Source organism: Myxococcus sp. AS-1-15, assembly GCF_020037055.1.
Classification (GTDB): Bacteria; Myxococcota; Myxococcia; order Myxococcales; family Myxococcaceae; genus Myxococcus; species Myxococcus fulvus.
The window spans coordinates 319,911-340,143 of the sequence record NZ_JAIQDF010000002.1 but is presented as its reverse complement, the minus strand read 5'-3'; the positions used below and the strand labels follow the sequence as shown (position 1 = coordinate 340,143).

The window sequence follows — 20,233 nt, the reverse complement described above, 5'->3', positions numbered from 1 at the left end:
AAGGAAGGTCCATGCTCCGTCCTGTCGGCGTCCTGGTCGTGTTGCTGTGTCTCGGGAGCATCCCCGCGCGTGCGGAGCCGCGCACGTCCCTGCGGTTCGTGGGTGAGCTGGGCTTCCTCGACGTGCTCTCGCACAGCCTGCGCCAGGGGCGGGATGGGACGCTGTTCCGCTACACGGAGGATGGCGGACAGGACAACCTCTACACCTTCGTGCGCCTGTCGGCGGAGCTGACGCTCGGCAAGCGACACACGGTGGGGTTCCTGGTGCAGCCGCTGTTGTTCGACACGGACGTGGTGCTGCGCCGCGACGTGCGCATCGACGCGCTCACCTTCCCCGAGGGGACTCCGCTGAACGTGCGCTACAGCTTCCCCTTCTATCGGGCCAGCTACCTGTTCGACCTGCTCGGGGTCTCCGAGGACGAGCTGGCCGTGGGTGTCTCATTGCAGCTGCGCAACGCGAACTTCGTCTTCACGTCGGCGGATGGGACGCTGCGGCGGGCGACTCGCGACGTGGGGCCGGTGCCATTGCTCAAGGTGCGCGGGAAGTGGGCGCTGAGCGAGCGGTGGTGGCTGGGATTGGAGGCGGATGGGAGCTATGCGCCCACGGCCCTCATCAACGGGGATGACAACTCCGACACCACGGGCGCGCTGCTGGATGCGTCGGTGCGCGGTGGGATTCGGGTGACGCCGCAGCTGGAGGCCTTCCTCAACCTGCGCTACCTGGGCGGCGGCGCGCGCGGCGTGTCCGATGACAATGACGACGAGTTCGGAGACGGGTTCACCAGCAATTGGATCTCCACGGCCACGGTGAGCCTGGGCTTCAGCTACCGGATGGCGGTGACGGACTGAGCGGGACCTACCGCCACACCGTCAGCCAGACCACGAACAGGCCTACCAGGGCCGCGCCAACGAACAGCGCCAGGGCGAGCCCGAGTCGAGGCGCCTGGAGCCAGCGCCCGGATGGGCGCTCGGGTTCGACCACGGGCGCCTCGTCCTCTCCGGTGATGGCGCGGACCAGCTCCAACCGACGGGCCTCGATGGCCTGGGTGGCCACCGTCTGGGAGATGTCGATGCCGAAGCCCACCTGTGTCTCCCGGGGCGCACGCCTGGGGTGGGGGCTCGGCATGGCGGGAGTCACGGTGTCCTCGGACCTGGGGGCGCTGGCCCGCGCGACCTTGACCTGCTTCTCGATGGCCACCAGGACCTTCGCGGCCTCGAGCGCCTCGGTGGCTTCGATATTGGTTTTAGGCGCGGCTCGCTGCGCTCCGGTGTCGACGCCGTATTGCGCGGTCCGCGACTCGATGGCCTCGATATCGAGCGGGAGCGTGATGGAGGGGTCGGCCGCCACCACACGCGGAGGCACGGCGACAGCGGTGGGCTCGTCCTCGTCGGCGAGTCGCCAGCCCTCTTCGTGCGCCAACTCCGGACGGCTCGACGTGGGGATGACCGGGCCTCGCATCGCGCCCTGCGGCCCCATACCGCGAGCGGCCTCGGTGTCCAGCCCCGGGTGACCCAAGCGGCGTCCGTCGACCTCCGTGCGCGTCGGTTCATCGTCGCCAGGACCTCGAGCACCCTGCGTGGGAGTCGGCTCGTCGACTCCTCGACCGGGTCTGCCGACCGCATGCGTCGGCTCATCATCGCCCGGCCCCGCGCTCCCTCCACGAAGCGTCGGGACTTCGTCTCCGAGCCGTGGGCTCCCGCGCGCATGCATCAGCTCCGCATCACTTGGGGTCGCGCTCCCACCACGAAGCGTGGGGAGGTCATCTCCGAGCCCGGGCTTTCTCGCCGCGTGCGTCGGCTCATCGTCAGTCGAGGCAGCGCCCCCACCACGAAGCGTGGAGACGTCATCTCCGAGCCCGGGCTTTCTCGCCGCGTGCGTCGGCGCATCTCTCTCTGAGCCAGCGCTCCCACCGCGAAGCGTGGGGACTTCATGGCCGAGCCCCGGCCTGCCGCTTGCGCGTGTCGGCTCATCATCACCAGGCGCCGCAGCGCCTCCACGTAGCGTGGGGACTTCATCTCCGCGTCCCGGCCTGCCGCTCGCGCGCGTCGGCTCATCATCGCCAGACGCCGCACTGCCACCACGAGGCAGACGGACGTCATCTTGGAGCCCAGGCCGACCACTCGCGTGCGTTGCCTCATCATCGCCGAGGCCCGCGGCTGAACCGCCGACACGCGACGGCCCGGTATCACCCGCCCCCGTTCGTCCACCCCGAAGCGTGGGCAGCTCATCCGCGCGCCTGGGCCTGTCCATCGCATGGGTCGGCTCATCCTCACCGGGGCCCGCGGCGGACCCGCTGACATGCCCCGTGCGCCCGCTCCGAAGCGTCGGGGCTTCGTCTCCGCGCCCGGGCCTGCCCATCGCGTGCGTCGGCTCGTCCTCGCCGAGACCCGTGCGCCCATCCCGCTCACGAATCGTCTCGTCGCCGCCGGGCCTCGCGCCCCCACCCCGCTCACGAATCGTCTCGTCCTCGGCCGTCGGCGCGGGGCCCACCTGGACGCGCTCGGACGGGACGAAGTCATCCGGCGTGTAGATGGCGTTGTGCTCGAACGCGAGCGCCGTCGGCGGCGCCAGCGTGGCCACGAGCTGCGGCTCGGTGTTCGTGCGCTTCGCCTCCTCGCGCAGCAGCTCCTCGAGCAGCGTCTCCTCCGCCTTCTTCTCCCGCGGGAAGACCAGCGCCAACAACTTCCCCAGCTCCGCGTCCCCCACCCCGGGCGCAAGCTTCGCCTTCAAGCGCGCCAGCTCCGCGCCCATCGCCGCCGCGTCCGGGAAGCGCTGCGCCGGCTCCGACGTCAGCGCCTTCGCCAGGAACGCCTCGATGCTCGACGGCAGCCCCTCCCGATGCTTCCCCGCCGGCTCCCACTGCGGATACGCCGCGCGCCGCCACCGCTCCACCGGGTCTCCCCGCTGCGACAGCGGCTTCCACGCGAACAGCTCCCACAGCAACACGCCCACCGCGTACACGTCCGCGCGCCGGTCCACGAAGCGCTTGCGCGCCTGCTCCGGCGACATGTACGTCAGGTTCCCAATCACCACCCGGGGCGCCGTCTGCTGCTCCTTCAGCGTGGACTGCGCCGCGCCGAAGTCGATGATCTTCACCTCGCCCGCGTAGCTGATGCACACGTTCGCCGGAGACAAGTCCCGGTGCACCAGGTGCAACGGATGCCCTTCCTCGTCCGTCGCGTCGTGCGCGTACGCCAATCCCTCACACAGCCGCTCGCCCAGGTGCAGCACGATGCCCAAGGGCATCATCCGCGCCAGCTGCCGCAGCCGATACGACAGGCGGCTGAGCGTCTTGCCGCGCACGTACTCCATCGACAGGTAGAGCTGCCCCTCCACCTCGCCCATCGCGTACACCCGGGCGATGTTCGGGTGCGTCAGCCGCACCACCACCCGGGCCTCGTCGCGGAAGCGCCCCACGAACTGGGGGCTCTCCATCAACTGCGGCAGGACCTTCTTCACCACACAGGCGCGCCGAGGGCCCTCCTCGCGCGCGAGGAAGACCTCCCCCATCCCTCCGGCGCCGATGCGGCGCACCAGGGTGTAGGGACCGAAACGAACAGGCCCCTCCAGGGGCGGAGGCTCAACCGGTCTGGCCAAGCGCGCGGAAGGCCTTTCTCGCCGCTCCCAGCACGTGCGCCACCTCCGCCTCGCCCATCGCCAGCGAGACGAAGGCCGCTTCGAACTGGCTCGGCGGCAGGTACACGCCCGCATCCAACATGGCGTGGAAGAAGCGACCGAAGCGCCCCGTGTCGGACGTCTTCGCGCTCGTGTAGTCGAACACCGGCTGCTCGGTGAAGAACACCGTCAGCATGCTGCCCACGCGGTTGACGGTGACGGGCACCCCCGCCTCCTTCGCCTCCGCGATGAAGCCCTCCTCCAACATCCGGCTCACCTGCTCCAGCCGCGCGTACGTCCCCGGCGCCGCCAGCGCCTTGAGGCACGCGAGCCCCGCCGCCACCGCCACCGGGTTCCCCGACAACGTGCCGGACTGGTACACCGGCCCGGCCGGCGCCACCTTGCGCATGACGTCCGCGCGGCCACCGTAGGCGCCCAGCGGCATGCCGCCGCCAATCACCTTCGCCATCGTCGTCAGGTCCGGCTTCAGCCCGTACAGCTCCTGCGCCCCACCGCGCGCCAGCCGGAAGCCCGTCATCACCTCGTCGAGCACCAGCAGCACGCCGTGCTTCTGACACAGCGCCTGCAGGCCCTGCAGATAGCCCTGCTTGGGCACCAGCACGCCCATGTTGCCCACCACCGGCTCGATGATGGCGCAGGCGATGTCCTGGCCCTTCTCCTCGAAGATGCGCTCCACCGCGGCCAGGTCGTTGAAGGGCGCGGTGAGCGTGAGCTTCGCCAGCGCCGACGGCACGCCCGGCGAGTCCGGCAGGCCCAGCGTCTCCACGCCGCTGCCCGCCTTCACCAGGAACGGGTCTCCGGCGCCGTGGAAGCAGCCCTCGAACTTGAGGATGTGCTCGCGGCCGGTGAAGCCGCGCGCCACGCGGATGGCGGCCACGGTGGCCTCGGTGCCGCTGGACACCAGCCGCACCATCTCCACCGCCGGCATCGTCGCGCAGATGAGCTCCGCGAACTCCACCTCGCCCGCGTGCGGCGCGCCGAACGACGAGCCGCGACGGGCCGACTCGATGATGGCCTCGACGATGGGCGGGTAGGCGTGGCCGAGGATGAGCGGCCCCCAGCTCCCCACCAGGTCGACGTAGCGGTTGCCGTCCACGTCGGTGAGCCAGGCGCCCGAGCCCTCGCGGAAGAAGACGGGGTCTCCTCCGACGCCACGGAAGGCGCGCACCGGGGAGTTCACTCCGCCCGGGATGCGCGCCTGCGCGCGGGCGAACAGGGACTGGCTGTGAGCGTGATTCATGTGGGTTCCATAGCACGCGCCGCGAGGCGAGCCTCCCTCCGAGTAGCCTGCCCCCATGCCCGCCCCTTCTACGGCCCATCGACCGCCGCCCGCGTTGACCCTTCGTCAACGTATCCCCGGGGAATCACACCAGAACGCACATCGGCGTGATGCCGATGTCCCGGGGGCTGGACACGGGGGTGATACAGCGCTGTGACGACGACGGCCCCGAGGCCACCCTTCCCAGGAGAGCAGCCCCATGGACTTCAAGACGGCGGACCTGTGTGACACGCACGCGGGCACGGCCCACTTCCAGGTCGCCGAGCCCGGCTTCATCGACTTCGGCGGACGCACCACGTTCACCGGCCCCATCAGCACCGTGCGCGCCCCCGAGGACAACTCGCTCGTGCGCAAGGCCCTGGAGGAGAAGGGCAACGGCCGGGTGCTCGTGGTGGATGGCGGTGGCAGCCGCCGCTGCGCGCTGGTGGGGGACCAGTTGGCGCTGCTCGCGCAGCAGAACGGCTGGGCGGGCGTGGTGGTGAACGGCTGCATCCGTGACTCGGAAGAGGTGGGCCGCATGGCGCTCGGCGTGAAGGCGCTGGGCACGCACCCGCTCAAGAGCTTCAAGCGCAACGAGGGCCAGCGCGACGTGGAGGTGCGCTTCGCGGGCGTCACCTTCCGCCCCGGACACCACCTCTACGCGGACGCGGATGGCATCGTCACGTCGGAGACCGCGCTGCCGGAGTCGTCGCTGGACTGAAGCGCCCCGCGTGCGGGACACGTGGCTTTCCACCAGGTGGGAAACCACACGCCCGGGTGGGCCACGTGTTCGCTGGACTGGGAGGACCGCCGCCACCGGCGTGTCCCCGTCCGCTCCTCCTGACAAAGCACATCCAGGCTGCGCGCCGCGCGCCTTGCGCGATGCATCATCCGCGCGAGACATTTCGCCGTGCGAAACACAGTCAAAACACGCCGCCGAGAAGTTCCGCCCTGCGAAATACAGCCATCGAATTACCGGTGACTGTCTTTTCTCTTCCGAGCGAGTGTGGTTACTGTGCCGCCACGAATCTGACGGGGAGGTTGCGATGCAACGGCTCGTGGTCGGACTCCTGGCGACAGCTCTCTGCTTGATGGCTTGCAAGAAGGAAGAAGCTCCGGCTCCGGAGGGCACGCAGACGCGTCCCGCCGCCCTGTCGGACATCAAGACAGACAAGGGTGTCGACCTGGAGAAGAAGGTCGTCTACATCGGCGCGCTCAACGACGAGAGCGGCCCTGGCGCCGCCATCGGCAAGCCCTTCGCCGCGGGCAAGCGGCTGCTCGCGAGGCAGGTGAACGCGGGGGACTCGGGGCTGTTGCCGCCGGGCTGGCGCGTGGAGCTGGTGGAGCGCGACCACGCCTACAACCCGCAGAACGCGGTGCAGGCGTACAGCGACCTCCACGAGCAGGTGCTGTTCCTGGGCACCAGCTTCGGCACGCCCAACACCCTGCCCCTGCGCGACAAGCTCACGGCGGACAACGTGGTCGCCTTCCCCGCGTCACAGTCGTCGGAGATGGCGCGGCACCAGTACACGCCGCCCATCGGCGCGTCCTACAAGCTGGAGGCGATGCGCGCCCTCGACTGGGCGGTGGAGCACGCGGGCGGCGCGGACAAGGTGAAGGCCGCCATCGTCGCGCAGGGCGACGACTACGGGAAGGACGGGCTGGAGGGCTGGACGGAGGCCGCGAAGCACCACGGCGTCACCGTCGTCTCGCAGCAGAGCGTTGCGCCAGGGCAGAAGGACTTCGCCGCCGTCGTCACCGCGCTCCAGCAGTCCGGCGCCAACTACGTGCTGCTCACGGTGCTGCCCGGGGCCTCGGGGCCCATCCTCGGCACCGCCGCGCAGCTCAAGTATCAGCCGACCTGGATTGGACAGACGCCCGCGTGGGTGGACCGGTTCTTCGACCCGAAGGTCATCCCCGCGCCCGTCTTCGCCAACTTCTACTGGGCCACCGGGCTCACCTTCTGGGGCGACGACGTGCCGGGCATGAAGGACTTCATCGCGCTGCACGCGAAGTATCCCGACACGCCGAAGGACTTCTACACGCTGGCGTCCTACGTCCAGGGCCGCGTCCAGTTGGAGGCGCTGAAGGCCGCCATCGAGGCGAAGGACGTCACGCGCGCCGGCTACCTCAAGGCGCTCAGGAACATCCAGCGCACCACCGCGGGCGGCCTGACGGCGGAGCCGGTGGACCTATCCCGCTTCCCCTACGCGACGGCGCTGGAGGTGCGGGTGCTCAAGCCCGTGCTGGACCAGGGGAGCTGGAGTGTCGTCGCGGGCTACGCGCCGCCCAAGGCGCTGGGCACGCCCGCCGCGAAGGCCGCCGATGACAGCAAGTAGTCCTCCGCTGCTGCGCGTGCAGAACCTCCAGGTCGTCTACCACTCGGCGGTACGTGCCTTGCGAGGCATCACCCTGGAGGTCCCCCACCAGGGCGTGGTGGCCCTCCTCGGACCCAACGGCGCGGGCAAGTCCACCGCGCTGCGCGCCATCAGCGGCCTGCTCGACCTGCACGACGGCGCCATCACCCAGGGCCGTGTCGAATTGTCCGGGCGGGATTTGCTGGCCCTGTCCACCGACGGCCGGGTGCACGCGGGCGTGGTGCAGGTGCTGGAGGGTCGGCGAATCCTGGGCGAGCTGTCCGTGGAGGAGAACCTGCTCGCGGGCGGCTTCGGCATGGGCGCGCAGGCGCGCAAGGAGCTGGTCGAGTCCGCCTACTCGCGCTTCCCCGTGCTGCGCGAGCGGCGGCGACAGAAGGCGGGCTACCTTTCCGGCGGTGAGCAGCAACTGCTCGCCATCTGTCGAGGGCTGATGCGCAGGCCCCGGGTGCTGTTGTTGGACGAGCCCTTCCTGGGCCTGTCGCCGAAGGCGGTGGGCGAGGTGTCGGAGCTGATTCAGCGCATCGCCGCCGAGGGCGTGTCGGTGCTGCTCGTCGAGCAGAACGCGCGCGTGGCGCTGGGCATGGCCAGCCACGGGTACGTGCTGGAGACGGGCAAGGTGGTGCTGGACGGGCCGGCGGAGAAGCTGCGCGAGGACCCGGACGTGCAGGAGTTCTACCTGGGCTTCGGCCGCGAGGGGCAGCGCGGCTACCACGAGCTGAAGCGCTACCGCCGCAAGCGTCGCTGGTTGTCCTGAAACGTGAAGGGTGAAGCATGGCCTTGCTGGAGCTCGACAACGTGGGCCTGTCCTTCTCCGGGGTGCGAGCCCTGGATGGAGTCTCGTTCTCCATCGAGGCCGGCGCGCTGCATGCCGTGATTGGTCCCAACGGCGCGGGCAAGAGCAGCCTCTTCAACTGCGTCAGCGGCATCCACCGGCACATGGAGGGACGCGTGCGATTGGAAGGACAGGCGCTCACGGGACTGGAGCCGCCGGAGATTGCCCGGCGCGGTGTGTCGCGGATGTTCCAGAACCTGGCGCTCTTCGAGCACCTCACGGTGCTGGAGAACCTGCTGCTCGGCCGCCACCCGAAGTACCGCACGGGGCTCTTGCGTCACCTCTTCTGGACGCGCGGCGCGAGGCAGGAGGAGGTTCGTCACCGCGAGAAGGCCGAGGAGGTCATCGACTTCCTCTCCCTGGAGCACTACCGGTGGATGCCCGTGTCGGTGCTGCCCTACGGCATCCGCAAGCGCGTGGAGCTGGGCCGCGCGCTGTGCATGGAGCCGAAGCTGCTGCTCCTGGACGAGCCCACCGCCGGGCTCAACCAGGAGGAGACCGAGGACATGGCCAACCACCTGCTCGACATCCGTCACGAGCTGGGGGTGACGCAGGTGCTCATCGGCCACGAGCTGCGCTTCGTGATGGACCTGGCCACGCAGGTGACGGTGCTGGACCGGGGGCGTGTCATCGCGAACGGGCCGCCCTCGGCGCTGCGTGAGGACTCGCGCGTGCTCAGCGCGTACGTCGGCGGGGCGGTGGCGGCATGAGCACGGCGCTGCCGCTGAGCCTGCCGGGCCAGCTCTACCTGCGCGCGGAGCGACATCCGCAAGCAGTGGCCATTCGCGAGAAGCGCCTGGGCATCTGGCGGGAGCTGTCCTTCCAGGACTACCTGGAGCGCGTCGGGTGGACGGCGAGGATGCTGTGGGAGCTGGGCGTGCGCGCCGGTGACTCAGTGGCCATCCTCAGCGACAACCGGCCGGAGTGGCTGTTCACGGACCTGGGCGCGCAGGTGCTCGGCGCTCGCGGCGTGGGCATCTACCAGACGAACCCCGCCGCGGACGTGGCGTACATCCTCAACGACGCGCGCTGTCGCGTCGTGCTCTGCGAGGACCAGGAGCAGTACGACAAGGTGGCGGCCGTCGTCGACGAGACACCCTCCGTCGAGCACGTGCTCGTCGTCGAGCCGAGGGGCCTGCGCGGCGTGGAGGATTCACGCCTGCGTCTCTGGGAGCGCTTCCTGGAGGAAGGCCGCGCGCTGTTGGAGCGGGAGCCCGGGTGGCTGAAGGCGCAGCTCGCGGCGCGCAGTCCGGATGAGCCGGCGATGGTCATCTACACCTCGGGCACCACGGGTTCGCCGAAGGGCGCGTTGGTGTCGAGCCGCAACATGCTGGAGGGCTCGGCGACCTTCACCGCGCAGCTCGGGTTGGGGCAGGAGGACAGCGTCGTCTCGTACCTGCCGCTGTGTCACGTCGCGGAGAAGCTGTTCAGCCTGCTGTTGCCCCTGGCCGTTGGAGGCAAGGTCCACTTCGGCGAGGCGCTGGAGACGGTGCAGCAGGACGTGGCCGAGGTGTCCCCCACGGTGTTCCTGGGCGTGCCGCGCATCTGGGAGAAGATGCACGCGGTGGTGATGGTGAAGATGCGCGACGCATCGTGGCTCAAGCGCACCTTGTTCGAGACCTTCACCCGCCTGGGCGCCGGGATTCGCGAGCGCGAGCGGACAGGACAGCGTCGCTGGTGGGACGCGCTCTTGTGGCGCGTGGGCGACCTGCTCGTCTACCGCCCGCTCCAGGAGCGACTGGGGTTGAGGCGCTGCCGCTTCCCCATCTCCGGCGCGGCGCCCATCTCTCCGGAGCTGCTCGCCTGGTACGACAGCGTGGGCGTTCGCATCTACGAGGGCTACGGGCAGACGGAGAGCGCGGGCACCAGCCACCTCAACATCCCGGGCGCGACGCGACTGGGCACCGTGGGACGTCCGGTGCCGGGCGTGGAGTGCCGGCTGGACGAGGACGGCGAGGTGCTGGTGCGCGGCAGCAACGTGTTCCTCGGCTACCTCAACAAGCCGGAGGCCACCGCCGACGTGCGTGACGCGCAGGGCTGGCTGCGCACGGGGGACCTGGGCGAAATCGACGCGGACGGGTATCTGCGCATCACCGGCCGCAAGCGCGAAATCCTCATCACGTCGGGTGGGAAGAACCTGTCGCCCGAGCGCATCCAGAACGCGCTGAAGAACAGTCCGTACATCAAGGAGGCAGTGGCCATCGGCGACCGGCGGCCCTTCGTCACCGCGCTGGTGCAGGTGGACCCGGAGACGGTGGCGGACTGGGCGCTGCGCCGCAAGCTGGCCTTCACCTCGTACACGGACCTCACGCAGCGGCCCGAGGTGCGCAAGCTCATCGAGGAGGAAGTCACCCGCGCGAACGAGACGCTGGCGCGCGTGGAGCAGGTGCGGGCGTTCCGACTGCTCGAGCGCGAGATGACGCAGGACGCGGGCGAGGTGACGGCGTCCCTCAAGGTGCGCCGCAAGGCGGTGCTCGAGCTGCACTCCCAGCTGGTGGAAGAGATGTACGCGAGGACACGCGAATGACGCAGCTTCTCCAGCTCGGCATCTCCGGACTGGCGCTCGGGGCGAGCTACGCGCTCATCGCCCTGGGCTTCTCCGTGGTGTATCGGGCCTCCCGACTCTTCAACTTCGCGCACGGCGAGCTGCTCGCGCTGGGCGCGTTCCTGATGACGGCGCTGGTGGAGGTGCTGCCCTGGTGGCTGGCGCTCGCCGCGTCCGCGTGTCTCACCGGTGGCCTGGCCGCGCTCCTGGAGCGCACGGTGCTGCGCCGCATGGTGGGGCGCCCTGTCTTCACCACCATCATCCTGACGCTGTTCCTGGGGCTCTTGTTGCGCGCGGGCATCGTCATCGCATTCGGCACGGACACGCGTGGAATGCCCACGCCGTGGGATGCGATGGCGGAGGTGCAGGTGGGCAACGCCACCGTGCTGCTGTCCTCGCTGGTGTCGCTGGGCGCGACGACGGTGGTGCTGGTGGGGATGCACGCGCTGGTGCAGCGCACGCCGCTGGGCGTAGCGATGCGCGCGGCAAGCGAGAACCAGGAGGTGGCGCTGGTGCTGGGGATTCCGGTGGGCCGGGTGCTCGGCTTCACGTGGTTCCTGGCGGGAGCGACGGCGGCGGTGGCGGGCGTGTTCCTGGGGATGTTCCCGCGCTCGGTGGATTCGAACCTGGGCTACGTGGCGTTGAGGGCGTTCCCCGCCATCATCGTCGGAGGACTGGAGTCGGTGGTGGGCGCGGTGGTGGCCGCGTTCATGCTGGGGCTCTTGGAGGTGCTGTCCCAGGCGTATGTGAATCCACACCTGGGCGCCTTCGGGCACAACTTCCACGCCGTCTTCCCCTACGCCGCGATGATTCTGTTCCTGGTCCTGCGTCCGCGCGGGCTGTGGGGCGAGCACGAGGTGCGCCGCGTCTGACGACGCGCGCGAGACGACATCATGCCAACGCGCCCCCTGGTGATTCGGTACGAGGACGACCTGAAGCTCTTTCCCGGCCTGTGGCAGCGGGCGGGGCTGCTGCTGACGCTGGCCGTGGGGTTGAGCTACCCGTGGCTGGTGAGCACGCGGTGGCTCACGGTGGGCAACCTGGGGCTGGTGGCCATCGTGGGCGCCGCGTCGCTGATGGTGCTCACGGGCTTCGCGGGACAGGTGAGCCTGGGGCACGCGGCGTTCCTGGCGCTGGGCGCGTACACGGCGGCGGTGCTCGGCACGAAGCTGGGCTGGCCGTTCTGGTTGGCGTTGCCACTGGCGGGCGGTGTGTCCGCGCTGGTGGGCGTGGTGATTGGCGCGTTCGCGCTGCGGCTCAAGGGGCTGTACCTGGCCATCGTCACGTTGGGATTGGTGTTCCTGACGCAGCACGTGTTGCTCGCGTATCCGGAGGTGACGAGCGGGCTGAGCGGGACGGCGGTGCCGATGTACTGGTGGTTCCGCGACGAGACGGGCGCGGCGGCGTCGATGAGCACCGCGTGGAGCGTGGGCGGCGTGCGCTTCGGCTTCGAGCGGAAGCTGTACTTCCTCTTCGCGGGGCTCGCCGCGTTCACGGTGTGGCTGACGAAGAACCTCCAGCGCTCGGACAGTGGCAGGGCGATGATGGCGGTGAGGGACCAGGACCTGGCGGCGGAGGTGCTGGGGGTGGGGACGACGCAGGCGAAGCTGCAGGCGTTCGGCGTGTCGTCGTTCCTGGCGGGCATCGCGGGGGCGATGTTCGCGTTCCAGCAGCAATACATCACGGTGGAGCCGCCGTTCGATTTGAACCTCTCCATCCAGTACATCGCGATGATTGTGCTGGGAGGGGTGGGCACGGTGTTCGGCGCCGTCAGCGGCGCGCTCGCGTTCACGTTCCTGAGCCCGTTGGCGGAGACGGTGGGCGGCGCGATTCCCTTCGTGAATCAGCTCACGTCCGCGCAGCAGTCGACGGTGCTGCTGTCGCTGGTGGTGGTGCTGGTGCTGGTGCTCGAGCCCCTGGGGCTCTTCGGCGTGTGGCTGCGGGTCCGCCGGTACTTCCAGGCGTGGCCGTTCCGTTACTGACGCAAACCGTATCGACGACGTTCCTCGAGGGAGGGAATCACCATGAAGCGCATGCTGCTCAGTGTCCTGTTCGCAGTGCTGTTCTCGACCACCGGGGCCCAGGCCCAGCAGGCGGACCTGCGAGACTACGAGGCGGGATTTTTCGTCCCGCACCGGGGCATCATCACCAACATGTATCTGCGTCACGTCTCCGCGTCTGGCGAGCGTGACTTCTCACAACTCCAAGCGGCCTTCCGCGCCACGTACGTGCTGAAGTTCGGCGACCTGGTGGTGGTGCCGCTGGACTTGAGCCTGCCGGTGGTGGACGTGACGGTGTTCCAGGCGAACCCGGCGTCGCCCGCGGGTCCGAAGACGGCGCTGCGCGCCTCGGGCGTGGGCGATGTGACGTACATCCCGACGATTGGATATGGGTTGGTGCAGAACGCCGAGGACAACACGCACACGTGGTTCGCGCTCACGCCGTACGTCACGGTGCCGGTGGGCAGCTATGACAGCAACCGGCTGGTGAACATCGGGGCGAACCGGTGGGTGGTACGTCCGCAGCTGGTCGCGGGTCAGCGCTTCAAGAAGATCTTCACGGCGGAGCTGATGGGCAGCGTGGCGTTCCAGGGGGACAACGACGAGTTCCTGATTCCGAGCGCGGAGGGTGGCTCGAAGGTGGTGATGAGCCAGGCGCCGTCGTTCGGCGGCATCTTCCATCTGGGCATGGACCTGTCGTCCACGTTCTTCACGGGCGCGGGCTACATCGTCGAGGCGTCGGGCAAGCGCACCATCGACACGCCGGCGGGTGAGCTGGAGATCGCCAAGAGCACCACGGTGCAGTCGCTGCGGCTGACGATGGGCATCCGGCTGGAGAAGGCCTCCACGCTGATGCTCCAGTTCCAGCCGGACGTCGCCGCGTCCGAGGGCGTGACGAAGAGCCAGTTCATCGGCGCTCGGTTCACGCACGTGTTCTTCTAGAGCTGGCGTGAGTCAGTGCGGCACCAGTGGGCTCGATGCCTTGCCCCTGGTGCCCATGCCACCGGACGTCATAGCGTCGGTCGTGAGCCCCTATGACGACCCAGTACCAGGAACTCCTCGATGAGCTCGGACGACGTCTCGAAGCCAGGGGCTTCCGCATTCTGAGACGAACCTATTTCGTTCCCTCAGGCATTCTCGTCACCACGCAGCCCAAACGTGCGGCATTCGAGACGGCATCGAGTGATAGCGAGTCCAATCCAGCCGACTTCTGGTACTTCGACAGGGCAGTCTACCTGCACCACCACAAAGGCCAGTGGGAGGCGCGGGCCGGAAAACATGGTGGTCCCGATTGGGTGCGTCGCACGGAAATCCTTGAGGCATTGGAATCATTCGCGCTCGAGGCCCTGGGGACCGCCAAAGTCCCCCCAGGGCCAGAATGGCACGTAGCCGACTGAGCGCCCCGTCAGAACAAGACCACTCCCCGGGCATTCACTCCGTTCTTCATGTCCGTGAAGGCCTGGTCGAGCTGGTCCAGTTTGTAGGTCGTCGTCACCAACTCATCCAGCTTGAGCTTCTTCTGTTTGTAGAGGTCCAAGAGCCGAGGCATGTCGCGGTGCACATCCGCGGTGCCGAACCAGGAGCCGAGCAGCCGCTTCTCGAACAACGGCAGCACGAAGACGTTGAGGGAGATCTGCTCCTTCACGCTCCCCACGCCGACGACGACGCACGTGCCCGCCTTTCGCGTGCACTGGTAGGCCTGCTCGATGGTCTCCTTGCGGCCCACCGCTTCGTACGCATAGTCCGCGCCTCGACCCCGCGTCAGCTCGCGGATGCCCACCACCGGGTCCACGCTCGTCGCGTCGATGACGTCCGTCGCGCCGAACACCTTCGCGAACTCCAGCTTCTTCGGGTGCACGTCCACCGCGATGATTCGCTCGGCGCCGGCAATCACCGCGCCCTGGATGATGTTCAATCCCACGCCGCCCGTGCCGAACACCGCCACCGTCGCCCCTGGCGGCATCTGCGCCGTGTTGAACACCGCCCCCACGCCCGTCGTCACCGCGCAGCCCACCAGCGCCGCCTTGTCGAGCGGCGCGTCCTCGGGGAGCTTCACCGCCGCCCGCGCCGGCACCACCGCGTACTCCGACAGCGCCCCCAGCGCGGAGAACACGTTCAGCTCGCGCGAGTCCTTGCGCAGTCGCGTGCTCCCGTCCGGCATCCGGTTGCCCGCGTTGATGCGCTCGCCGAGCTCGCACAGGTTCGGCCGTTGGATGCGACAGAAGTAGCACTCGCCACACTGCGCCACCCACGAGAGGACGACCTTGTCCCCCTTCCGCAGATGGGAGACCTCCTCCCCGACTTCCTCGACGATGCCCGCGCCCTCGTGCCCCAGCACACAGGGCAGCTTCATCTTCACCGTGCCGTTCACCACCGACAGGTCCGTGTGACAGACACCACAGGCCACCATGCGAACGAGCACCTCGCGCGCCTTCGGCGGCTCGAAGCTCACGTCGGTGATGGTCAGCACGTCCTTCTCGAAACACACCGCGGCCTTCATGGGGACTCCTGACTCGGATGAGGGGGGACTGATTCAGAGCTGCATCGCCTTGAGTTCCTGGAACTCCTCCAGCCCGTAGCGGCCGAGTTCTCGACCGTTCCCGGACTGTCGGTAGCCACCGAACGGGGCCAACGGGTTGAAGCGTCCGCCGTTGATGTCCACCTGTCCGGTGCGCATCCGACGCGCGACTCGCTTCGCGTGCTCCACGTCCTCCGACCAGACACCTCCGGCCAGACCGTAGATGGTGCTGTTCGCGATGCGGACCGCGTCGTCATCGTCGTCGTACGGCAGGATGGCGAGCACGGGGCCGAAGATCTCCTCCCTCGCGATGGTCATCTCCGGCGTCACGCCCGCGAAGACCGTGGGCTTCACGTAGTAGCCCTTCGGCAGGCCCTCGGGCTGCTCGGGCCCACCGGCGACGAGCTTCGCGCCCTCGCGAATGCCCTGCTGGATGTACTCACGAACGCGCGCACGCTGCGCCTCGGAGATGACGGGACCGAGCTTCGCCTCTCCCTGGAACGGGTCGCCCACGGTGAAGCTCGTGGCCACCTCCACGGCGAGGCGCGCCGCCTCATCGTGCAAGGCCCGCGGCACCAGCATGCGCGTGTGCGCCGTGCACGTCTGACCCGAGTTGAGGAAGCAGTTGCCCACCGTCCGCTTCACCGCGTTCTTGAGGTTCGCGTCCGCGAGGACGATGGACGCGGACTTGCCACCCAGCTCCAGCGACACGCGCTTCACCGTGGCCGCCGCTAGCTCCGACACCCGGCGCCCCGCTCGCGTCGAGCCCGTGAAGGACACCATGTCCACCTCGGGGTGGCGCACGAGCGCCTCGCCCACCACGGGCCCTGCTCCGGACACGAGGTTGAAGACGCCCGGAGGCAATCCCGCTTCGTGGAGAATCTCCGCGAGCATGAACGCGTTGAGCGGCGCGACCTCGCTGGGCTTGAGGACCACGGTGCAACCCGCCGCCAGCGCCGGCGCCACCTTCGCGACAATCTGATGCAGCGGATAGTTCCACGGTGTGATGCAGGCGACGACGCCCACCGGCTCGCGCACCACCAGCGAGTTGCCCACCTGCTCCTCGAAGGCGTGCTCCTGGAGGAGCTGCACATAGGTCCCCGTCACGGTGATGGGCGTGCCCACCTGAATGGCCTTCGACAGCGCCAGGGGCATGCCCACCTCGCCCGTCATCGTCCTCGCGAGCGCATCCTGCCGCTCCGTCAACCCCGCCTGGAGCCTCCGCAAGAACGCCGCCCGCTCCGGGACGGGCAAAGAGGCCCATGCCTCGAAGGCACCACGCGCCGCGCGCACCGCGCGGTCCACGTCCTCTGCCGTGCCCTCGGGAACGCGCCCCATCACCTCCTCGGTGGAGGCGCTGAGCACGTCGATGTGCCCACCGCCTCGCGACGCCACCCACTCACCCTGGATGTAGAGCTTGTCGTAGACCTGCATTCGATTCTCCCAACGTCAGAAGAGGAAGCCACTCACACACGCTCGAGGACCGCGGCGATGCCCTGTCCCACCCCGATGCACATGCTGACGAGCGCGTAGCGCCCACCGGAGACCTGGAGCTGTCGCGCCGCCGTGAGGGCCAGTCTCGCCCCCGACGCGCCCAGCGGATGCCCCACGGCGATGGCTCCACCGTTCGGGTTCACCCGGCTGTCGTCCTCGCCCAGCTCCAGCAACTTGAGGCAGCCGAGCACCTGCACGGCGAAGGCCTCGTTGATTTCGATGATGTCCATGTCCGACAACGCCAACTGCGCGCGCTCCAGCGCCTTGCGCGCGGCCGGCACGGGCCCCAGTCCCATGGTGCGCGGCGGAACTCCCGCGATGGCGGCCGACACGATGCGCGCCAGCGGCTTGCACCCCACGGACTCGCCGACACAAATCGAGCCGACGAGCAGCGCCGCCGCGCCGTCATTGATGCCCGAGGCGTTGCCCGCCGTGACGACGCCCTCCGCGGCCAGCGGCTTGAGTGTGGATAACTTGTCGAGCGTCGTGTCCGGACGGGGATGCTCGTCGACCGTCACCGTGGTGACCGCCCCCTTGCGTCCCGGCAGCTCCACGGGGACCAGCTCTCCCGCGAAGAACCCCCGGGCCTGCGCCGTCGCGAACTTCTGCTGCGAAGCCAGCGCGAACCGGTCCGAGGCCGCGCGGCCGATGCCCAGGTCGCGCGCGATGTTGTCCGCCGTCTCCGGCATCGTGTCACCACCGAAGCGAGCCACCACGCGGGGGTTCGGGAACCTGGCACCCATCGTCGTGTCGAACACCTGGGTGTCGCGACTGAACGCCGACTCGGCCTTGGGCAGCACGAAGGGCGCACGGCTCATGCTCTCCACGCCCCCGGCGACGAAGAGCTCTCCCTGCCCCGTCATGACCGCGCGCGCCGCGTCCAGCACCGCCGCGAGCCCGCTGCCGCACAACCGGTTCACCGTCACACCGCCCACCTCGATGGGCAGCCCCGCGAGCAGCGCGGCGTGCCGTGCCACGTTGCGGCTGTCCTCCCCCGCCTGGTTGGTGCACCCGATGACGACATCCTCGATGTCCCCCAGCTCGAACGGGCCGCGCGTGAGCAGCGCGCGGATGACTCCGGAGAGCAGGTCATCGGGGCGAACAGGCGCCAGCGCTCCCGCGTGACGACCGAACGGCGTGCGCAACCCATCGTAGATATAGGCGCTCATGCGAATCACCTCTCCGGCGTGAGGAGGGAGACACCGAGCCGGGCTCGGCGGGACAACCATGGGCTCGCGCGATAGCGCGGGTCTCCGGAGGCGGCGTGGATGGCGTCCAGCACCTTCAACACGCGTCGCGGACCGAGCGCGTCACCCCAGGCCAGCGGTCCGAGCGGATAACCCAGCCCGAGCGTCACCGCGGCATCGATGTCCTCCGGGCTCGCGATGCGCTGCTGCGCGATGTCGCACGCGATGTTCACCACGGTGGCGAGCACCCGCTGCGCGACGAAGCCCGTGCTGTCGTGGATGCGCGCCACCGGCGTCCCATCCGCCCCGAGCAGCGCGAGCGCCGAGTCCAGGAACGCGGGCCGCGTCACCGGCGTCGTCATCACCGTGCGCCGACGCTCCGGACCGAACAACAGGTCCACCGCCACCGTGCGCTCGGGGTCCAGCTCCAGTGCCAGTGCCGTGGTCGTGGCGTCCCGCCCCAGCGGCGCGAGCAGGCACAGCGACTCCGGTGCGGGATGCTCTCCGTCGTCCGGGAACCAACCCGCCGCACGAACCAGGGACAGCAGTGCCTCCCTCCAGCCGGGCTCATCGGCGGCCACCCACACCGGCCGCTGCTCTCCCTTCGGAAGCACGGGCTCCGGCACGGCGTGAGGCCGTCCCCCTTCGTGGGAGTAGAAGCCCTGCCCGCTCTTGCGCCCGAGCAGTCCCGCCGTGAGCCGCTGACGCAGCACGTACGACGGACGGAAGCGCGGCTCCTGGTAGAACTGCTCGTACACGGACTCCATCACCGGGTGCGAGACATCAAGCCCCGTGAGGTCCAGCAGCTCGAACGGCCCCATCCGGAAGCCCGCGGCGTCCCGCAGCACGCGGTCAATCACCTCGAACGAGGCCACGCCCTCCTGGAGGATGCGCAGCGCCTCCGTGCCGAAGCCGCGCCCAGCGTGGTTCACGATGAAGCCCGGGGTGTCCGCCGCGCGCACCGGCCGGTGGCCCAGCCGCCTCGCGAGCAGCACGAGTGTTTCCCCCACCCAGGGCTCCGTGCGCGCCCCCTCGATGACCTCCACCACCTTCATCAACGGCACCGGGTTGAAGAAGTGGAAGCCACCGACGCGGCCCGGGCGCTCGCACGCCGAGGCGATGGCCGTCACCGAGAGCGACGAGGTGTTCGTGGCCAGCAGGCACTCCGGCCCGACGATGCCCTCCAGGCGGGTGAACAGCGCCTGCTTCACACCGAGGTCCTCGACGATGGCCTCCACCACCACGTCACAGCCCGCGAGCGACGCTTCGTAGGGAACAGGCTCGAGCCGAGCCGTCGCCGCGCGCGCCTCCTCGGGCGACAGGCGACCCTTCGTCACCAGCATCTCGAGCGTCGACGCGACAGACGCGCGGGCCTCCTCCGCGGCCTGGGGACGCGCATCGAACAAGCGGACGGTGATTCCCGCCTGCGCGGCGAGCTGGGCGATGCCTCGACCCATGACGCCCGTTCCGACCAGTCCCAACGTGAGCGAGGGTGCTTGGACGTCGACCATGTCAGCGTCCCTCGAAGGCGGGCTTGCGCTTGTCCAGGAAGGCCCGCATGCCCTCCTTCTGGTCGCGCGTGGCGAAGAGGAGCTGGAAGGCCTTGCGCTCCAGGAGCAGCGCCTCCGCGAGGGACGCGTCCTGTCCCGCGAGGACCACCTCCTTGATTTGTCGCACGGCCAGGGGCGGCATGTTCGCCACCTTCCGCGCGAGCGTGAGCGCCCGCTCCAACACCTCCGCGTCGGGGACCACCTCGGTGACCAGGCCCATGGCCTCCGCCTCCCGCGCCGTCATCGGCTCGCCGGTGAGCAGCAGCTTCATCGCCTTGAACTTCCCCACCGCGCGCGTCAGCCGTTGCGTGCCTCCCGCCCCCGGCATGATGCCCACCCGAATCTCCGGCTGACCGAAGCTGGCGCTCTCTCCCGCGACAATCATGTCCGCGTGCATCGCCAGCTCGCAGCCACCTCCGAGCGCGAAGCCATTCACCGCGGCGATGACCGGCGCGGGGCACTCCGCCAGGGACTGCCAGAGCCACTGGGTGTCCCGCAGCAGCAGGTCCACCGGCGTCGCGTCCACCAGGGCCCGCAGGTCCGCACCCGCCGCGAAGAACTCCGGTCCGCCCGTCAGCACGATGCAACGCACCGCCGCGTCCGCGCCCAGCTCCCGGAAGGCCACGGACAATTCCTGGCGCAGCTCCAATCCCAATGCATTGCGGACCTCGGGACGATGCAGTCGCACCAAGGCGATGCCTTCCTCGGGCCTCTCGACGAGCACGTGGGACATGGTTGGATATTCCTTGTTTCGCTATGCGAAACTGAATTTCGCAGACCTTGACCCATTTGTACTGTCTGTTTATCGTGATGGCAATCCCGCTCTTGTCAGGAC

17 protein-coding genes are annotated in these 20,233 nt (G+C 69.2%); 10 read left to right on the top strand and 7 right to left on the bottom strand.

Translation table 11 applies throughout. The features are described from left to right. Window positions 1–11 precede the first annotated feature (11 nt). Complete coding sequence (locus K8625_RS07085; protein ID WP_223749730.1) at window positions 12–848, top strand: hypothetical protein; 837 nt, start codon at window positions 12–14, stop codon at window positions 846–848. Window positions 849–855: 7 nt separating this feature from the next. Here the strand turns inward: K8625_RS07085 and K8625_RS07080 are convergent, their stop codons facing one another. After that, entirely contained in the window at window positions 856–3,597 is a 2,742-nt protein-coding gene (locus K8625_RS07080) for a serine/threonine protein kinase (protein ID WP_223782243.1), read from the bottom strand. Then, window positions 3,581–4,876 carry a glutamate-1-semialdehyde 2,1-aminomutase gene (hemL, locus tag K8625_RS07075; protein WP_223749728.1) on the bottom strand — a complete coding sequence of 432 codons (1,296 nt, stop codon included), beginning with the start codon at window positions 4,874–4,876 and terminating at the stop codon, window positions 3,581–3,583. Before hemL ends, K8625_RS07080 begins: the two co-directional genes overlap by 17 nt. Window positions 4,877–5,114: 238 nt before the next feature. Between hemL and rraA the strand changes: the two genes are divergently transcribed. The 9 genes from rraA to K8625_RS07030 all read left to right on the top strand — a co-directional run bounded on the left by rraA (window position 5,115) and on the right by K8625_RS07030 (window position 14,046). Continuing rightward, window positions 5,115–5,615, top strand: coding sequence for a ribonuclease E activity regulator RraA (rraA, locus tag K8625_RS07070; protein WP_223749727.1), 501 nt, complete (start codon window positions 5,115–5,117; stop codon window positions 5,613–5,615). A gap of 370 nt (window positions 5,616–5,985) precedes the next feature. Continuing rightward, window positions 5,986–7,233, top strand: a complete 1,248-nt coding sequence (locus K8625_RS07065; RefSeq protein ID WP_223782242.1) for an ABC transporter substrate-binding protein — start codon at window positions 5,986–5,988, stop codon at window positions 7,231–7,233. Next, on the top strand, window positions 7,220–8,026 hold the full coding sequence (locus K8625_RS07060) for an ABC transporter ATP-binding protein (RefSeq protein ID WP_074948513.1): 807 nt from the start codon (window positions 7,220–7,222) through the stop codon (window positions 8,024–8,026). Before K8625_RS07065 ends, K8625_RS07060 begins: the two co-directional genes overlap by 14 nt. A gap of 17 nt (window positions 8,027–8,043) precedes the next feature. Then, window positions 8,044–8,814, top strand: a complete 771-nt coding sequence (locus K8625_RS07055; RefSeq protein WP_223749725.1) for an ABC transporter ATP-binding protein — start codon at window positions 8,044–8,046, stop codon at window positions 8,812–8,814. After that, the gene (locus tag K8625_RS07050) at window positions 8,811–10,631 is read left to right on the top strand and encodes a long-chain fatty acid--CoA ligase (protein ID WP_223782241.1); all 1,821 of its coding nucleotides are present in this window, start codon (window positions 8,811–8,813) and stop codon (window positions 10,629–10,631) included. The genes K8625_RS07055 and K8625_RS07050 overlap by 4 nt, the downstream gene beginning before the upstream one ends. Next, a complete protein-coding gene (locus K8625_RS07045; protein WP_046710593.1) occupies window positions 10,628–11,521 on the top strand; it encodes a branched-chain amino acid ABC transporter permease in 894 nt (297 codons plus the stop codon). The genes K8625_RS07050 and K8625_RS07045 overlap by 4 nt, the downstream gene beginning before the upstream one ends. Before the next feature lie 21 nt (window positions 11,522–11,542). Next, a complete protein-coding gene (locus tag K8625_RS07040) occupies window positions 11,543–12,631 on the top strand; it encodes a branched-chain amino acid ABC transporter permease (RefSeq protein WP_223782240.1) in 1,089 nt (362 codons plus the stop codon). A 42-nt stretch (window positions 12,632–12,673) separates the two neighbouring features. Further along, the gene (locus K8625_RS07035) at window positions 12,674–13,591 is read left to right on the top strand and encodes a transporter (protein WP_223782239.1); all 918 of its coding nucleotides are present in this window, start codon (window positions 12,674–12,676) and stop codon (window positions 13,589–13,591) included. A gap of 92 nt (window positions 13,592–13,683) precedes the next feature. After that, the gene (locus K8625_RS07030) at window positions 13,684–14,046 is read left to right on the top strand and encodes a hypothetical protein (RefSeq protein ID WP_223782238.1); all 363 of its coding nucleotides are present in this window, start codon (window positions 13,684–13,686) and stop codon (window positions 14,044–14,046) included. A gap of 8 nt (window positions 14,047–14,054) precedes the next feature. On the opposite strand, the gene K8625_RS07025 is transcribed toward K8625_RS07030, so the two are convergent. Genes K8625_RS07025 through K8625_RS07005 form a run of 5 tightly spaced genes read right to left on the bottom strand, consistent with a single transcriptional unit; the run spans window position 14,055 to window position 20,131 of the window. After that, complete coding sequence (locus K8625_RS07025) at window positions 14,055–15,149, bottom strand: Zn-dependent alcohol dehydrogenase (protein ID WP_223782237.1); 1,095 nt, start codon at window positions 15,147–15,149, stop codon at window positions 14,055–14,057. A 33-nt stretch (window positions 15,150–15,182) separates the two neighbouring features. Further along, window positions 15,183–16,601 (bottom strand): aldehyde dehydrogenase family protein, encoded by a 1,419-nt coding sequence (locus K8625_RS07020; RefSeq protein WP_223782236.1) that lies wholly within the window; start codon window positions 16,599–16,601, stop codon window positions 15,183–15,185. A 32-nt stretch (window positions 16,602–16,633) separates the two neighbouring features. Next, on the bottom strand, window positions 16,634–17,830 hold the full coding sequence (locus K8625_RS07015; RefSeq protein ID WP_223749720.1) for a 3-oxoadipyl-CoA thiolase: 1,197 nt from the start codon (window positions 17,828–17,830) through the stop codon (window positions 16,634–16,636). Between the two features lie 5 nt (window positions 17,831–17,835). Next, complete coding sequence (locus K8625_RS07010) at window positions 17,836–19,359, bottom strand: 3-hydroxyacyl-CoA dehydrogenase (protein WP_223782235.1); 1,524 nt, start codon at window positions 19,357–19,359, stop codon at window positions 17,836–17,838. Window position 19,360: 1 nt separating this feature from the next. Then, entirely contained in the window at window positions 19,361–20,131 is a 771-nt protein-coding gene (locus K8625_RS07005) for an enoyl-CoA hydratase (RefSeq protein WP_223749718.1), read from the bottom strand. Window positions 20,132–20,233: the final 102 nt, after the last annotated feature.

Excerpts from the sequence above, each read along its gene's own strand:
- K8625_RS07085 (WP_223749730.1), top strand. The coding sequence starts at position 12 with ATGCTCCGTCCTGTCGGCGTCCTGGTCGTGTTGCTGTGTCTCGGGAGC.
- hemL (WP_223749728.1), bottom strand. The coding sequence starts at position 4,876 with ATGAATCACGCTCACAGCCAGTCCCTGTTCGCCCGCGCGCAGGCGCGC.
- rraA (WP_223749727.1), top strand. The coding sequence starts at position 5,115 with ATGGACTTCAAGACGGCGGACCTGTGTGACACGCACGCGGGCACGGCC.
- K8625_RS07065 (WP_223782242.1), top strand. The coding sequence starts at position 5,986 with ATGGCTTGCAAGAAGGAAGAAGCTCCGGCTCCGGAGGGCACGCAGACG.
- K8625_RS07060 (WP_074948513.1), top strand. The coding sequence starts at position 7,220 with ATGACAGCAAGTAGTCCTCCGCTGCTGCGCGTGCAGAACCTCCAGGTC.
- K8625_RS07055 (WP_223749725.1), top strand. The coding sequence starts at position 8,044 with ATGGCCTTGCTGGAGCTCGACAACGTGGGCCTGTCCTTCTCCGGGGTG.
- K8625_RS07050 (WP_223782241.1), top strand. The coding sequence starts at position 8,811 with ATGAGCACGGCGCTGCCGCTGAGCCTGCCGGGCCAGCTCTACCTGCGC.
- K8625_RS07045 (WP_046710593.1), top strand. The coding sequence starts at position 10,628 with ATGACGCAGCTTCTCCAGCTCGGCATCTCCGGACTGGCGCTCGGGGCG.
- K8625_RS07040 (WP_223782240.1), top strand. The coding sequence starts at position 11,543 with ATGCCAACGCGCCCCCTGGTGATTCGGTACGAGGACGACCTGAAGCTC.
- K8625_RS07035 (WP_223782239.1), top strand. The coding sequence starts at position 12,674 with ATGAAGCGCATGCTGCTCAGTGTCCTGTTCGCAGTGCTGTTCTCGACC.
- K8625_RS07030 (WP_223782238.1), top strand. The coding sequence starts at position 13,684 with ATGACGACCCAGTACCAGGAACTCCTCGATGAGCTCGGACGACGTCTC.
- K8625_RS07025 (WP_223782237.1), bottom strand. The coding sequence starts at position 15,149 with ATGAAGGCCGCGGTGTGTTTCGAGAAGGACGTGCTGACCATCACCGAC.
- K8625_RS07020 (WP_223782236.1), bottom strand. The coding sequence starts at position 16,601 with ATGCAGGTCTACGACAAGCTCTACATCCAGGGTGAGTGGGTGGCGTCG.
- K8625_RS07015 (WP_223749720.1), bottom strand. The coding sequence starts at position 17,830 with ATGAGCGCCTATATCTACGATGGGTTGCGCACGCCGTTCGGTCGTCAC.
- K8625_RS07010 (WP_223782235.1), bottom strand. The coding sequence starts at position 19,359 with ATGGTCGACGTCCAAGCACCCTCGCTCACGTTGGGACTGGTCGGAACG.
- K8625_RS07005 (WP_223749718.1), bottom strand. The coding sequence starts at position 20,131 with ATGTCCCACGTGCTCGTCGAGAGGCCCGAGGAAGGCATCGCCTTGGTG.